This is a genomic window from Spirosoma profusum (assembly GCF_014699005.1).
In the GTDB taxonomy this organism is placed as follows: Bacteria; Bacteroidota; Bacteroidia; order Cytophagales; family Spirosomataceae; genus Spirosoma; species Spirosoma profusum.
The window spans coordinates 1-14066 of sequence record NZ_JACWZY010000074.1; the positions used below are offsets into that span (position 1 = coordinate 1).

The window sequence follows — 14066 nt, forward strand, 5'->3', positions numbered from 1 at the left end:
TCACTGGATTTTTACCGACTCTACGAGGGCAAGATCAAAGAATGCGATGGTGTCATCGAAACGTTTCTGATCAAGTACGCTCCACCCATTGAGATATCGGTGGATGAAACCAAGCGATTGAAAGCCCACCGCAAGCGAGCCGATAAGCATGCCCCCGGCTTTAATCTATCACATCTAGCTTACCAATACTTCCAAACTGATTTGTTTGCTGTATTGGGCATCAGTTATAATACGGTGTTGTGTTTGCTAACTAGCCTAGGCCACGACATTCATAAATTCCCGAACGCCAAAAGTTTTGCCTGCTGGTTGGGACTGGTGCCCAATAATAAAGTCAGTGGTGGAAAAGTCATTAGTAACCGAAGGTCTTCGGGCCGCAATACAATCAATCGCCAAGGCCTTGCGTCATGCGGCCAATTCGATTGGTAACCAGAAAGATCATGACCGGGCAGCCGGAGCGGCTAACGCCTTTCTTCAAGCGCATCGCCTTCAAGAAAGGCCGGATTGCGGCCATCATCGCCACCGCCCGTAAGTTGGCGGTTATCATCTGGAATATGATAAATAAAGGGGGCCTATCAAAAAGAACGAGTGGAATTGAACCAGGAAAAGCAGCGCAGCCTCAAGTTGAAGCACTTAGACAAGAAACTGCATGTCCTCCAATTAACCCAAGATGAATTAAAAAATCTATTCATAAAGCACTCGTTGTCAATAGAATAGAAATCAGTTGTACAGAAAAAGGCGGTCGACATCTTCTCCAGGGCGACCGCGCGGCGGACCGTGGGAAATATTCGGATTTATAGAGGCTCACCAAGCCGAATTCCCCGTTGAGACGATGTGTAAAGTACTACAAGTGAGCCGCAGTGGGTATTATTATTAGTTAGCCCGGCGGCCGACCAAAAGGACAAAGGAGAATGAGACTATTCTTGTACTAATATGTGATTCATTTACAGCCAGTAAAAAGCGTTATGGTAGTCCTAAAATCACGCTAGATCTTCGGGCCCAAGGGATAAAGGTATCTCGACCTCGAGTAGCCAGATTGATAAAGCAGGCCAATCTAAAAAGTGTCATTCAGAAGAAATATGTGGTTACCACGACTGATTCCAAGCACACTTATCCAGTTGTAGAAGACCATCTAAACCGCCAGTTCAATCCTGTAAAACCGGGGCAGGTCTGGGTTTCTGATCTGACGGCACAGGCCGCCCTGCTACATTGCCACTGGTGAAGGCTGACGGGCGGCCGCTGCCGCTTTATCTGACCATCATCATGGATTTGTATGATCGGAAAGTAATCGCCGGGCCGCCGGAGCGGTTGGGTCTTAAGTAAGTCGATGAAAGTGTCTGAGACGACCATGTCCGCTTGGCAAATGGCCATCAAAAACCGCCCAATCGAACGAAATTTAATTTTCCATTCTGATCGCGGAGTGCAGTATGCCTGTCATGCCTTTACCAAGCTGTTGAGAAAACACCCGCTGGTTGTGCAAAGTATGACTGGGCTGCCGATGCAGTGGGAAGGGCAACTGCTGGGACAATGCCGTGGCGGAAAGCTTTTTTAAAAGCTTAAAGTCAGAAATGATTTACCAATACGATTTTAAAATTAGAGAAGTAACTAAACAGGCAACATTTGAATACATCGAAATCTGCCGGGCCGCCGGAGCGGTATAATCGGCAGCGAAGCCACTCCATATTAGGGTATCTTTCATCATTTGAATACAACAGAGAACAATGTCAAAATGTCGCTTAAACTTTTGTCCAACATATCGTTGCAAGTCCACTAAAGAAATGGCACACTTCATTGAACATTCCCGAGTGGGGTATGGCTAAGCGGTATTTTAAGCCGGTTGCAAGTTTGGCGACCTATCTACCTTGGTTTAGCCAATAAAGCTACCCAGTAATGCTTGTAAGTGCTGTTGCTGCTATAGCCATAGCCCACTCCTAAATGTTTGACGGCTCCATTCATCAGGTTTGCACAATGCCCTGCTGAAATCCGCCAGGTCTCTACTACCTGACTAGTTGCTGAATAACCAGCCGCAATGTTCTCCCCATAGGCGGACCAGGGGTAGCCTGCACGATAGATACGAGTTCCAGGATCCGATCCATCTTTACCCGTATGACTGAAGTAGTTTTTGGAAGCCATGTTCACAGCGTGCTTATCAGCGGCCGCGGTTAACTGGCTGTGCAGAGTTAAGGCAGGTACTGCTGGATAAACACGGCCTCCACAAGTACAAGGCTTGGCCCGAATCGCATTGATTCTGTTGAGTATTTCTGTCTGCTGGGCGGTTGTAGCAGCCGCTTCCCGCGCTCCGGCCAGATTGGGCGTAAACTCCAGATTAGCTCCATCGACCTCCTGGTAGGTCGATGAAGTAACTGGCTCAGGACTTGTACTAATTCCTTTGTCCGATTGACAGGCGGAGGCTCCCAGCAGGACAGCAACCACGAAAAAGTAAGCAGGCTTCATCGAATTAACCGTTTAAATGTTATATCAAAAATCGTTACTACTATAGCCCCCGGAATCCTCACCAATACGTAATGATCTTTGGTACCTTTGGTGAGCAGAAGGATTCAATGTGTCAAAGCTACAGGTCTTATAGAGTCGATTTCCTACCCGCACGGGTAGTTTTTACCCTGTAGTAAAATAGTGTTTTAGGTAACCTGATAGGGCGTAGAAGAAATGAAAACCCCGACCGGGTAAGATCGGGGCTTAGTAGGTAGAGCCGAATAAGCTAAGTTATTTCTTCTCCAATAGCTGTTTAACCAGCGCCTTGAGTTCGTCGATTTCAGCTTGCTGTTTTTGCTCTCTAGTTTTCGTTTCAATTTCTAATTGAATACTATAGAGCGTCAGTTCTTCAATCTTCTCCAGCAACGTAGCGTTTATCTTCACCAAATCAACGCCCTCCTTAACCATCTCATCCGCTGAGGGAACACCTGGCAAATGCCCATGCTGCTGAATATATGTAGCCACAGAAGCCAATGGACGCAGGGAGTAGGTAGCCGAAAAAACCTTGTCACTCCACTGATTCGCATTGTCAATTCGCAGCCGGTGCTTAGCCAAGACTGTTTCGCCTTGTTCATCCACGGTTAAGAACTGGTCAGTTGTACCCTGAAATAGCGGATTGCTCAGGTGAGCAAATTTGATTTTGCCATTATTGCGTAGATTGATAATTCCCCGTACATCAAGGGGGAACTGGGGAGAGTCGGTACCAATCCCCACGGCAATGCTATTGTTGGTGGGATCGCCTAGCACAATGGCATGATTCAACGCCACCCGGGCATTGGTGCCGATGGCGACTGCATTTTGTAGACTACTCGTGGTAGTTTGGGTGTTTGCTCCCAGCAATACGTTGTTATTGCCCGTTGTAATAGCTGTACCCGATTTAGGCCCAATGACGACATTGTTTTGTCCAGTCGTGTTATTATGGGCTGTCTGAAAGCCAATGAACGTATTGTTAGCCCCCGTGGTATTGTCAAATCCGGATTGGCTTCCCACAAACGTATTCTGATTCGCACTCGTGTTGCTTATGCCGGTCTGGTCGCCTACAAAGACATTATTGGTACCCGATCTATTGTTTTGGCCGGCGCTAGCCCCAAAAAAAGAATTATTGCTGGCTATTGTACTTGAAGTGCCCGACGATGTTCCTACGAATGTATTGTTGTTACCTATTGTATTATCATTTCCTGAACCGAATCCGATATAGATATTACTAGTTCCCAATGTATTACTATTCCCTGCCTGAGCGCCAATGAACGTATTGAGGTCCCCTGTGGTATTGTCATTTCCGGCCAAACCTCCGACAAACGTATTCTGGGTACCATTCGTGTTGCTCAGGCCAGCTTGCGTGCCGACAAAAACATTATTGGCACCCGATGTTATACTGATGCCTGCATTCCTTCCAATAACCGTATTGCTTAAACCAGTCATTGCGCTGTTACTGGCACCAATGCCAATTAGCACGTTGTTACTACCAGGTGTGATTGAACTCGGAGCCCTAATGACCAAATTATTTTGCGCCAGCAAAATGCCTGGAAATAGCAACAGGCCCCAGAACAGCAGGTACCGGATTGTAGCGAACTTGTCCATCCGTATTTTCTGATTAAGGTGATAAAAATCCTTGAATTAGACACACAAGCTACCTACTTACTGATTGGTAGTCAACTACTTTTGAAAGATTTGAGCAAAAGGTAAGTTCAGACCCTTCCGTTAAGAGGGTTACTTTAAACCGATTATTGAAGTGAGGCTAACTATCTGCCAGGTTAACGAATCAGCAGTTCGCGCAGGCTATCCAAGTGCGGTAACGTAGCGAATGTTATTTCTTCTCCAGAAGCAGTTTAAGCATTGTTTCGAGTTGAGCGACTTTGTCCCCCTGCTTCTCCAGTTCTGCAACTCTATCTTTCAGCTTCTGATTCTCTTTCTGCTGCTCAATGCTGTACAGGGTCAGTTCTTCAATCTTCTCAAGTAGTTTGGCATCCATCTTGGCTACGTCAACACCCTTTTCAACTACTTCTTTAGCCGAAGGTATGCCGGGCAAATGCTTATTAGCCTGGATATAGTGTTCCACCTCTGCCAATCTCTTTAGACTATACCCCTCATCAAATACCTTGTCACTCCAATCGCTCGTATTCTTAACCGCTACTTTCACCTTCTCGGTCAGAATCCCTTCCTCGACAAACAGCTTGTAACCAGATGGCGTACGCGATACGTTCGAGCCAATAACAACCGCATCGTTCTGGGTGCTCTGCAGAAATGAACCTTTCCGCTGCCAGAGCGATTCGCTAACGCCCTCACGGGTCGACGCATTGTTGCTTGCCAGTATTACGTCACCCTGCTCGTTGACCGTCAGAAACTTGTAATAATTGGTGAGGGAGGCAGGCGAATTACTGGTTAGATTGGTAAACCGTAGACCCGACTGACCATTGGTGCCATGAGTAATCTCCAGCTTGTTTTTAGGAGCGGTGTTACCGATGCCCACTTTCCACAATGAATTGGGAGCCCCCAACACAATCGAATTGTCGGCCGATACCTGAGCAGCCACCCCGATGGCGGTTGAGTTATTAACTACAGCCCCCGATGATACCCCCGCATTCTGGCCAATGAAGGTGTTGCTCTGGCCAGAAGCATTGCCGGTAAAGCCAGCCCCATTGCCGATATAGGTATTGTTCTGGCCCGTGATATTTCCATAGCCCGAGCCATTGCCAATGAAGGTGTTGCCTAAACCCGAGGTCGTTTGCTGGCCTGAAGAGTTGCCGATGAACAGGTTGTAGGAGCCGTTGCTGTTGGCCCCGGCATAAGCACCCATGAAGAGATTGCTGCTGCCACTGGAGTTATTTAATCCCGTTTGATAGCCGATGAACACATTGTTACTGGCAGAGAAGTTGGCATACCCGGCTTGATACCCTAAAAATACATTGTTATCCCCTGATTTGTTAGAATAGCCGGAATAGGATCCCATAAATGTATTGTTAGCGCCGGTGGAATTATAGGTGCCCGAACTAGCGCCCATAAATGAATTATTACTACTGAAATTGCTAAAGCCAGCGTAATATCCCACAAACGAATTACCTGAGCCTGTTGAGTTTATAAAACCAGCATAGGATCCCACGTATGAATTACCAGTTCCCGTTGTGTTTGTAGCCCCGGTGCTGGTCCCTAAAAATGTATTATGACTACCAGTGGTTGTTTTATACCCCGCAAGGCTTCCCAGAAATGAATTATAATTACCCAGGGTAATATCCTGACCAGCCAGGTAACCCATCAACGAATTGTTAGAGCCCAACATGGTTAAATTACCGGGTTCTGGCCCCACCATTGTATTGTGCATGCCCGGTGAAGCTGCATTGGGTGTTCGTTGAATATAGTTAGATTGTGCCAGGAGCAGTCCACTGCTCAGAAAGGAAAGAATGAGAAGACTATATAGTCGTTTCATGTTTGGATTGACAAGTTTTGATAGTTTAACCTTGAGGAGTTCACTCCATTGGCTGCTAGCTCCTATTGACTCGAAAGTTAGAAGGGCCAGCTAGCAAAAGAGTAGTGGAAACCGATAATAGGCTGGGCTAACTCAATAAGTAGTAGGAAGTGGACAATAGCTAGTAGCTAATTACTTACTAGTATGTAATCGTTGTGAAGCAAATGAATATATACCTACAAATTGGCCGTATGTTGCGATGCACTAATCAAAATAACGGGGTCAAGAGGGGCTATTCCTCGGATGGGATGTCCTGCCTGGATTAATTTTGTTGCTGGGTATTTTAAGCTTCCTGCTAAAGAGAAGACTTTACCTGACCCCAGGAAAGTCGTTGAATCCAGCCTAATAAAAGAATACGAAACCACCGTCTTCTTTTGAGCCTCTATCCACACCAAAGAGAGTGGGCACAGTATGCTGCTCAGTTCGCCAATCAACAGCTATTTCGACTGGCGGCAGCTGTCCGAGTCAAATATGCTGAGCTATTTGAGGGAAGTCAATGTTCAGGAAGTATTGGACTGGACACGGACCTTATTGACGTTGAGATTGAATGGGCTAAAGAGCGAGACGATATCCACTATCGAATCGCGCAGAGAGACCCTATTCGGATACGATGGCTTACTACTCGACTTGTTGAAGACTACTTCGACTACCGAAGTGCCTTCTACCGAGCCGAACAGCTAAAAGGTAAAAAGACACCGGAATCGGCAAAAAGGGATGATCAGGATTGATTATCTTTAGAAATGAATTCCGTCATTTCTACCGGCGACCGAGTATCAGTTACTCCCTACGTAAACGGGTACGCTCGTAAGCCCTACAAGGCAACTGTAATAGGCTGGACTGATTCAGGGAGATTACGAGTAAAGACTGATAAAGACGGTAGTCTGAAAGTTGTCAATCCAGACAATGTAAAGAAAGTGGCCGACGCGCCAAACCGATGACGTATACCTACTCGGTTTTTTGTCATTTTACGTAAGATTTTTCCTCTTCTGGCCCTCCTGGGCAAACTGGCCGTGTACGTCGTCAAGTAATAGTGGACAGATACGGGTGAAAAGGGGAAGAGACGGTTTTACCCGCTTCTGTCCACTATTACTTGACGACGTACAGAACTGCTATCAGAAAACCGGCTGGATAGCCCAAGTAACTAGGAATGATTTTTGGAATGACTCGTAACTCATACTAAATTGTGGTGACCGAACCCGAGAGTAAATGGTCTGTTATAGTAGTTGTTTGTTCACATCTGCCCATTTTCGGTTGATGTTATACTTATCAGAATAGTCTTGCCTGAATTCTATTCATAACCATGTCCCGGTATTTATCACTTACGGATAGTCGCGCTGAGCCGATATGGATTTGATTGTGTTCGACTTTTTCGACGTTGTTTAAATTGACGATGTATGAATGATGAATACGCTGAAAAAAAGGTGGAAGCGATGTTTCCAGGTCTTTTAATCGTCGATGTACAATGTGTCTTTGTCCTTTCATGACAATAACTACATAATCTTTCAACCCTTCAACATAATCAATTGTATTCCATTCGATCTGAATGAGAGAGGTGCCCGATTTAATAAAAATTCGCTCTGATTCAGGTACGTTTACAGGTTCTGAATTGTTGATACGTGGAGGATTATACAGATTAAATACTTTCGTTACCGCTTTTGTAAACCGACTAAACGTAATGGGTTTCAGCAGATAATCGACGGCATTATTCGTGTAACTCTCAACCGCGTATTCCTCATAAGCCGTTGTAAAAATGACTTTTACAGAGCTGGGAATAGTTTGGATGAGCTCCATGCCGGTCAGATGCGGCATGTTAATATCGACAAACAGCAGGTCGGCTGGATGGCGTTGCAGATAGGTTAAAGCCTCAATAGCTTGATTGCACTGGTACACCAACGTCAGAAACGGAATCTGACTGATGTAGTCTGTCAGCAGGTGAACCGCCATTGGTTCATCATCAACTACTACGCATCGGATTGGTGTCATTTATAGTCAAATAAGGGTAACTGAAGCTGTGCTACGTATTGGTTATTCACTTGCTGTTGCGTTAAGCAATTTGCAGATCCATACAATAATGTTAATCGTTTTGCCAGATTGGTCAGTCCCGTTCCCACTACGTCCGTACTACGTAGCGCGATTGGATTCCGGGTTTCAAAACGAAGGAACGTATCGTCGATAAACAGAGAAATTTGCGTCCAGTTATCGGATTTGGACTTATCTACCCCATGCTTAAAAATATTCTCGACCAGGGGCATCAGTAGCATTGGGGGAATGGTAATCGAGTCAGGGTTACCCTCGCAACACCAGTCGACTCGCAGCCCGTTCGGAATCCGGATCGTTTCCAGTTCAATATAATCCCGAATAAATTGGATTTCTGTCGTAAGCGGTACCCATTCTTTAACGCTTTCAGTCTGGAAGTAGCGCATCAGTTCAGCCAGTTTAGCAATGACATCTACCGTCTGATCCGACTTTCGATAAGCTAAATAATAGATGTTGTTTAACGTATTGAATAAAAAATGGGGTTGAACCTGGGCTTTCAACAAGGTTAATTCGGCTTGTAACTGCTGCGATTTTATTTCCTCCTGTTTTTTTAGCAGCGTCATATAATCCAGAGCAGCTTGCAATAGAATGCCGAAAAAATAAGCAACCAGCAACGTAACAAAGGTAAAAATGATGTGTCGCGAGCTGAAATCGTAAAAATGACGAATGGCCAGAAACCGATTAAGCCAGTAATATTCAGCCGTCATGCGGGCAAACCCGACAACAACCAACAGGCCTATAGACAAAATAACGTACCAAAGTCGTTGCTGACGAGATCTGAAAGCTGACCAGACAAACTGAGCATTCAGGTAAACAACGGCCAGATACGACAGCATGGGAATCGTCGATTTCCCAAAGGCAAACGACCAATTGTCCAGCTCTGGCAAGCTACTATACAGCAGCAGGAGCACGTAAAGCAGAAGCCACAAGGCGATTTGTAATAGTAGTTGCTGATTATTCACGGATCGTTATGAAACTAGCAAGGTAGCAGAAGCACATTAGTTCTCCGAAGTTATTCGACCAATTCCCCATTTTTTTCGACCGTTTACTACGTATCAGTCGCTTACTACGTAGAGGTTAGTTTGAAAGATTAATACGTCCTAAACAGGCCCAACTGTCGAATTTAGTACAGTGACGGTCGAATTGAGTTGTATTGCCCTTAGCACCAGTTTAGTCTTGCTCGCTCAAACAACTTGCTGATAACGTAATGCGCACATCAAAACTATTCTACATAGTAATTGGATCACTTATTTATTCGTCAACGACGCAGGCACAAACGCCACAAATGCTGGCCCCCGGTATTATTTCGAACGACCGGGTATTCGGCATCACGCTTACCCCCGACGAGAAAACCGCTTACTTCGTTAACTCCCGGGGAGGGCGTGATACCATGACGCTGGCTACGTCAACTTATCACAATGGCCAGTGGACCAAGCCCATGCCTGTGCCATTTGCCAACAATCCTGGCGTCTGGAATGACATTGATCCCATTTTATCGTCCGACGGTAACGTATTGGTTTTCAACTCGAACCGCCCCCGGCCTGATGGGAGTAGCCGAAAAGACTTTGATATCTGGGCAGTTCAGCAAACGGCTAAAAAAGGCTGGGGTGAACCGTATCATCTGGGTAATGTCGTTAATTCCGACAGTTCCGATTTTTATGCGTCGATGGCGACTAATGGTAATCTGTATTTCTGTTCAACCCGCAAAGGAGGCTTCGGCGGTATTGATATTTATAAATCGTCGCTGGTCAACGGCGTCTATCAGCCGCCGGTCAATCTGGGCAACACGATTAATTCGGCGGGTGCCGAAACGAACGTCTACGTAGCACCCGACGAACGGTATATCATTTTCCAGAAACGTAGCTTAACTAACGAAGGCGTATCGGGTATCGTCATTAGTTTCCGGCAGAATGATCAGTGGACTGCCCCCCAACGGCTCGATGCGGCCATAAACTCCAATCAAGGAGAATTTACGCCCTTCGTTTCACCCAATGGTCAAACGTTTTATTACAGCAGGCTAAAGCGAACCAAGCCTCTTACCGAAAATATATACATGATTCCGTTTAGCGCTGATAAGTATCAACCCAGTGCTGCTTTGCCCTCAACTGCCCACACCGACAGTACGTTGTTACTGGCTACGTTACACGACTATCTGGACGGCGGAACGCAGGGCGATACAACCCGGTTGATTCGCGCGTTTCATTCCTCCGCATCGATGAAATTTATCGATACTAAAACCGGGGCGTTTCGGGATGTACCCATTGCGGAGTATCTGGCAGGAGCCCGAAAAAACTATGGCCGCCCCCTGACACGTAGCACTCAAATTGTTGATTATAGCATCAGCGGTACAGCGGCTCAGGCTCGTGTTGAATCCGAGTATGCTACGTTTACATTCATCGACTATTTCAACTTATTGAAAATGGACGATGGCTGGAAAATTGTCAGTAAGATTTTCTACCGGGAAGATAAAAAGTGATACGTGGTCAGCATCAGAGTGTCATTGCTGAAACGTACCTGAACATCAGGTCAAATCAACTATTAAACACTCTGAATAAATTGGCTTTGGCCAAGCGAAACAGATTTTAGCTTCGCGGCACGATTGTTTAAGATGCTCATGATGAAATCTGTGATGAACAGCTATTCTCGCTTACTGACGTTTTTGCTTGGACTACTAATGCTGGCTAATTATACTGTGGCTCAGACCAATAACCGGCGTACTACGTCGGATTCGGCACAGGTTTGGGAGCGGGAAGTACTTTTGACGGAGGAGCGGTGGGATGAGGCTATTGTCCGGAAAGATACGGCACTGCTTCGGAATATATTGACTGATAACTTTCTGCTAATTGGCGCAGATGGCTCCCTCACAAATAAAGACCAATTGATACGTTACGTAGCAAATCCAGACATTATTACCGACCCGTTTCGGACGGAAGACGTTCTAGTACGTTTTGCTGGTGAAACCGCTATCGTGACAGGGCGATTTAATCAGACCCAGCATTACAAAGGGGCCGTTTACCGAAATGCGTTTCGCTATACCGATGTTTATGTCCGACAGAAAGGTATCTGGAAAGCACTGACTGCGCAATCGACTCGTATTCCTGAAAAGCCAGCCGCTAAATAGGTAATGTATCCCCTAAAATTCCTGACGTGATCATGTCGGTTTCCGTCATAAACGGTAGGGTCAAAACAACTGCCGTTCCGCCGTGCATTGGCTGTTCGAACCGTAAGGAAGCACTCTCGCCATACGATTGGTAAAGTCGCTGGCGGGTGTTGCTGATGCCAACGCCAGAACGTCCGTTCGGCTGCTTTGTCCTAAAGCCCAGCCCGTTATCTTCAATCCGGATGAGTAACTGATTGTCCTGAAGTTGCGACTGGATAGTCAGGTATATTTGGCCAGACACTTTTTCCAGTCCATGAACAAACGCGTTTTCGACCAACAGCTGAAGAAGAAATTGCGGTAATAAACTCGATTCAGAACTGTATATCGTCAACCGAAAGTGGACAGATGCGGCCGGGCCGCCGGAGCGGTGAAAAGAGAAGAGACGGATTTATACACGTTGTAGGTTCTGAAAAATATGACCACAGCGGTGGGCCGCTTCTCCGCCGTTGGGCCAGCGTTTGCTGCTTGATTTTTATTACGCTCGGCTACAATTTCCGCTTGGCGACCCCAATACGCATCGGCGGGACGTACGTTATCCAGCGATTCATGATAGCGTTGATGCGAGGCCGCCCGCGCGGTTATAATAATCGACCCACTCGGTTAAGCGCTTGCTCAACTCATCGGGACTATAGTAGTGCTCCAACAACAGCACATTTTTCATCGACCGATGCCGCGACGGCGTACCGTTAGCGCTCAATTTTGCCCGCTCCGGCGGCCCGGCTGGGTCATGGGATGAAACGGCGCACTGCGAATATTTTCTATGCTTTCCCCTTTCAGATATTCCTTTATCGAGACACATAGGCCGACCCATTGTCCGAAAGCATGCGGGGCCGTTGACCGCTTTTCAGACTGCTCACTTTCAGAGCTGCTTGCATAGTTCGCTCCACGTCCGTGGCTTGCATACCTGGACACAATTCCCAGGCTAGGATGTAACGGGACAGGGCCGCCGGAGCGGTAATCATCCAGCACTGTCGAGAGATAATACCAACCCCAGCCCCTGGATCTTGAAATACCGGGACCGCCGGTGCGGTAAAGTCAGTCTGCCAGAGCTGGTTGGGTGCCGTAGTCGGGTTGTAGAACTGATCAGTTGCTTCCATCAATCGGTAGGCTGGGGTCGTAATCAAACCTCTGCTTTTCAGGAGACGATAAACCATAGACTCCGAGACAAACCGCACGGGCGGCCCCGCAGCCGTCATTATCAACAATATAGCAAGCTAATTCTCGACAAGACAGATCGGGTCGTTCTAAGGCTAACTCCACCACACGCCCTTTTTCAGCGGCTGGCATCGGACCGCCGAAGCAGTTGGTTCCAAGCACTGGTACGACGATAAACCGGATCAGCCAAGCTATCATAGCCATCCGTCAGATACCGTTTGTACCGCACCGGCGGCCCGGCATTGGTAAAACGTTGACCGATTGATGCCTAACTCACGAAGAGTTGTTTTTACACTCAAGGGGAATGCTCAACTAACGTAATGATCTCCATTTTCTCGGACTGAGTCATATGGTGGTAACGATCAGTCGTCGGCTTTAAGCCGCGGTGGCCTTTAGGTTTGTAGTATGGTAAGAATCTAAGAATTAGCTAGCTTTCCAAAAACATCAGAGCGGGCTTCCCTATCGCGGTGGCTAGGTATAACCTATGGTCCGATTCAGGTCCCGCTCTGTCTTCTTGCCCCCGACTCGAACGGTGCGCCGTAGCGATAGAAATGTGGGACATCAGGCCCGTTAGCAAGGTATTGAGACTAGGGACAAGTCCATTGCTTCACCTTTAACTATCAGAACTTATGCATTTCCACCATTTCATTGGCATCGACGTATCAAAATATACGCTCGATTGGGCTATTTACACACCTTCCGGCTTAGTCGGCCAATTTCAGTCTGACAACACACCAAACGCAGTTGCTAAGATCGTCAAACAGTTGATGGCTTTACCCCAATTTGCTATAACTACCAGTATTTGTTGTCTAGAACATACCGCAACGGCGGACCGTGGGTATTTATAATGCTCATGTGTTAGAAGTACTCTATCAAGAAGGCTTTCCCTTATGGTTGGAAGCGTCAATCCAGATCAAACAAGCCGGTGGTTTACAACGCGGTAAGTCGGATGCCATTGATGCGGTTCGCATTGCTGAGTACGCGTATCGGTTCCGAGATCGTTTACGTATTTGGCAACCGACTCGTTCGGTTTTGAAACAACTAACCGAGTTAAGCCAGCTTCGTCATCGGTTGCAATCAGCCATTAATCAGCTAGCGGTTCCCTTGACGGAGCAAAAACGTTTCGGTGATCGAGCGCTTCAGCACCAATTAAAAGAACACTGTGGGGAATCACTCAAGGCACTAAAAAAGGATCTTGAGCAAGTGGAAGCTAGCCTTAAAAGTCTGATTCAGAATGATGCCGAGTTGAAAACTCTCTTTAATCTACTTACCTCCGTGCCTGGTGTGGGCACTATCGTTGCCACTGAGATAATCATTGCTACTGATGAGTTCAAGACAATTACTGAGCCCAAAAAGCTAGCCGCTTCGGCGGTCCGATTGCCACGCCGGTGTAGCGCCCTTTGAGCATCGTTCGGGAAGTAGCGTTCGTGGACGCACCCGAGTCAATCACCACGCGCGTAAATCACTGAAGACTTTATTACATCTGGCCTCCATGGCGGCTGTTAAAAGTAAGGGGGAATTGCAAGTCTACTATCAGCGCAAAGTAGCCCAGGGCAAAAACCGAATGTTAATTTTAAACGCTGTCCGAAATAAGCTGATTCATCGAGTTTATGCCGTTGTGCGCCGGAAGGAAAAATATGATAAAAATTATACGCCAATTCTTGTTTGAACCATAGAAATCGGACCACTCCATCCAACTGGCTAAATAAGCCCAATGTCCATCAGCCAAAGGCAAATACGGTAGAGTAGGGCAAGCGCGCC

18 protein-coding genes are annotated in these 14066 nt (G+C 46.7%); 10 read left to right on the forward strand and 8 right to left on the reverse strand.

All coding sequences use genetic code 11. The features are described from left to right. From IC229_RS34780 to IC229_RS36270, 5 genes are all read left to right on the forward strand, one after another. Nucleotides 1–426, forward strand: a 426-nt coding sequence (locus IC229_RS34780) for a transposase (protein ID WP_190893593.1), incomplete at its 5' end; no start/stop codon positions are given. Nucleotides 427–437: 11 nt separating this feature from the next. Continuing rightward, on the forward strand, nucleotides 438–671 hold the full coding sequence (locus tag IC229_RS34785) for a hypothetical protein (protein ID WP_190893595.1): 234 nt from the start codon (nucleotides 438–440) through the stop codon (nucleotides 669–671). Between the two features lie 245 nt (nucleotides 672–916). Next, nucleotides 917–1219, forward strand: a complete 303-nt coding sequence (locus tag IC229_RS36265) for an IS3 family transposase (RefSeq protein ID WP_190893616.1) — start codon at nucleotides 917–919, stop codon at nucleotides 1217–1219. Nucleotides 1220–1360: 141 nt separating this feature from the next. Then, nucleotides 1361–1549, forward strand: coding sequence for a hypothetical protein (locus IC229_RS34795; protein ID WP_190893620.1), 189 nt, complete (start codon nucleotides 1361–1363; stop codon nucleotides 1547–1549). A 16-nt stretch (nucleotides 1550–1565) separates the two neighbouring features. Beyond that, entirely contained in the window at nucleotides 1566–1658 is a 93-nt protein-coding gene (locus tag IC229_RS36270; protein WP_394356007.1) for a hypothetical protein, read from the forward strand. Between the two features lie 196 nt (nucleotides 1659–1854). Here the strand turns inward: IC229_RS36270 and IC229_RS34805 are convergent, their stop codons facing one another. From IC229_RS34805 to IC229_RS34815, 3 genes are all read right to left on the reverse strand, one after another. Beyond that, nucleotides 1855–2451, reverse strand: coding sequence for a CAP domain-containing protein (locus IC229_RS34805; RefSeq protein WP_190893599.1), 597 nt, complete (start codon nucleotides 2449–2451; stop codon nucleotides 1855–1857). Nucleotides 2452–2721: 270 nt separating this feature from the next. Then, complete coding sequence (locus tag IC229_RS34810; protein WP_223834396.1) at nucleotides 2722–4071, reverse strand: hypothetical protein; 1350 nt, start codon at nucleotides 4069–4071, stop codon at nucleotides 2722–2724. A 226-nt stretch (nucleotides 4072–4297) separates the two neighbouring features. Next, complete coding sequence (locus IC229_RS34815; RefSeq protein WP_190893600.1) at nucleotides 4298–5914, reverse strand: hypothetical protein; 1617 nt, start codon at nucleotides 5912–5914, stop codon at nucleotides 4298–4300. Between the two features lie 413 nt (nucleotides 5915–6327). Between IC229_RS34815 and IC229_RS34820 the strand changes: the two genes are divergently transcribed. Together IC229_RS34820 and IC229_RS34825 are read left to right on the forward strand one after the other, a co-directional pair. Then, nucleotides 6328–6681, forward strand: coding sequence for a hypothetical protein (locus IC229_RS34820; protein WP_190893602.1), 354 nt, complete (start codon nucleotides 6328–6330; stop codon nucleotides 6679–6681). Nucleotides 6682–6693: 12 nt separating this feature from the next. After that, nucleotides 6694–6891, forward strand: a complete 198-nt coding sequence (locus IC229_RS34825; protein ID WP_190893604.1) for a hypothetical protein — start codon at nucleotides 6694–6696, stop codon at nucleotides 6889–6891. A 328-nt stretch (nucleotides 6892–7219) separates the two neighbouring features. Here the strand turns inward: IC229_RS34825 and IC229_RS34830 are convergent, their stop codons facing one another. Next, on the reverse strand, nucleotides 7220–7936 hold the full coding sequence (locus IC229_RS34830) for a LytR/AlgR family response regulator transcription factor (RefSeq protein WP_190893606.1): 717 nt from the start codon (nucleotides 7934–7936) through the stop codon (nucleotides 7220–7222). Then, a complete protein-coding gene (locus IC229_RS36025; protein ID WP_190893607.1) occupies nucleotides 7933–8952 on the reverse strand; it encodes a sensor histidine kinase in 1020 nt (339 codons plus the stop codon). Before IC229_RS36025 ends, IC229_RS34830 begins: the two co-directional genes overlap by 4 nt. Nucleotides 8953–9197: 245 nt before the next feature. On the opposite strand from IC229_RS36025, the gene IC229_RS34840 reads away from it, so the two are divergent. After that, nucleotides 9198–10466, forward strand: a complete 1269-nt coding sequence (locus IC229_RS34840) for a nuclear transport factor 2 family protein (protein WP_190893609.1) — start codon at nucleotides 9198–9200, stop codon at nucleotides 10464–10466. A 183-nt stretch (nucleotides 10467–10649) separates the two neighbouring features. After that, nucleotides 10650–11111, forward strand: a complete 462-nt coding sequence (locus IC229_RS34845) for a nuclear transport factor 2 family protein (RefSeq protein ID WP_190893611.1) — start codon at nucleotides 10650–10652, stop codon at nucleotides 11109–11111. On the opposite strand, the gene IC229_RS34850 is transcribed toward IC229_RS34845, so the two are convergent. Next, nucleotides 11104–11427, reverse strand: coding sequence for an ATP-binding protein (locus IC229_RS34850; protein ID WP_190893613.1), 324 nt, complete (start codon nucleotides 11425–11427; stop codon nucleotides 11104–11106). The genes IC229_RS34845 and IC229_RS34850 overlap by 8 nt on opposite strands. A 508-nt stretch (nucleotides 11428–11935) precedes the next feature. Continuing rightward, nucleotides 11936–12274 carry an integrase catalytic domain-containing protein gene (locus IC229_RS34855; RefSeq protein WP_190893614.1) on the reverse strand — a complete coding sequence of 113 codons (339 nt, stop codon included), beginning with the start codon at nucleotides 12272–12274 and terminating at the stop codon, nucleotides 11936–11938. An 865-nt stretch (nucleotides 12275–13139) separates the two neighbouring features. Between IC229_RS34855 and IC229_RS35645 the strand changes: the two genes are divergently transcribed. Further along, nucleotides 13140–13709 (forward strand): IS110 family transposase, encoded by a 570-nt coding sequence (locus tag IC229_RS35645; protein ID WP_317171704.1) that lies wholly within the window; start codon nucleotides 13140–13142, stop codon nucleotides 13707–13709. Between the two features lie 169 nt (nucleotides 13710–13878). Here IC229_RS35645 and IC229_RS35650 read toward each other — a convergent pair. Next, nucleotides 13879–14066: hypothetical protein (locus tag IC229_RS35650; RefSeq protein WP_223834399.1), on the reverse strand; the 188-nt coding region annotated here is incomplete at its 5' end.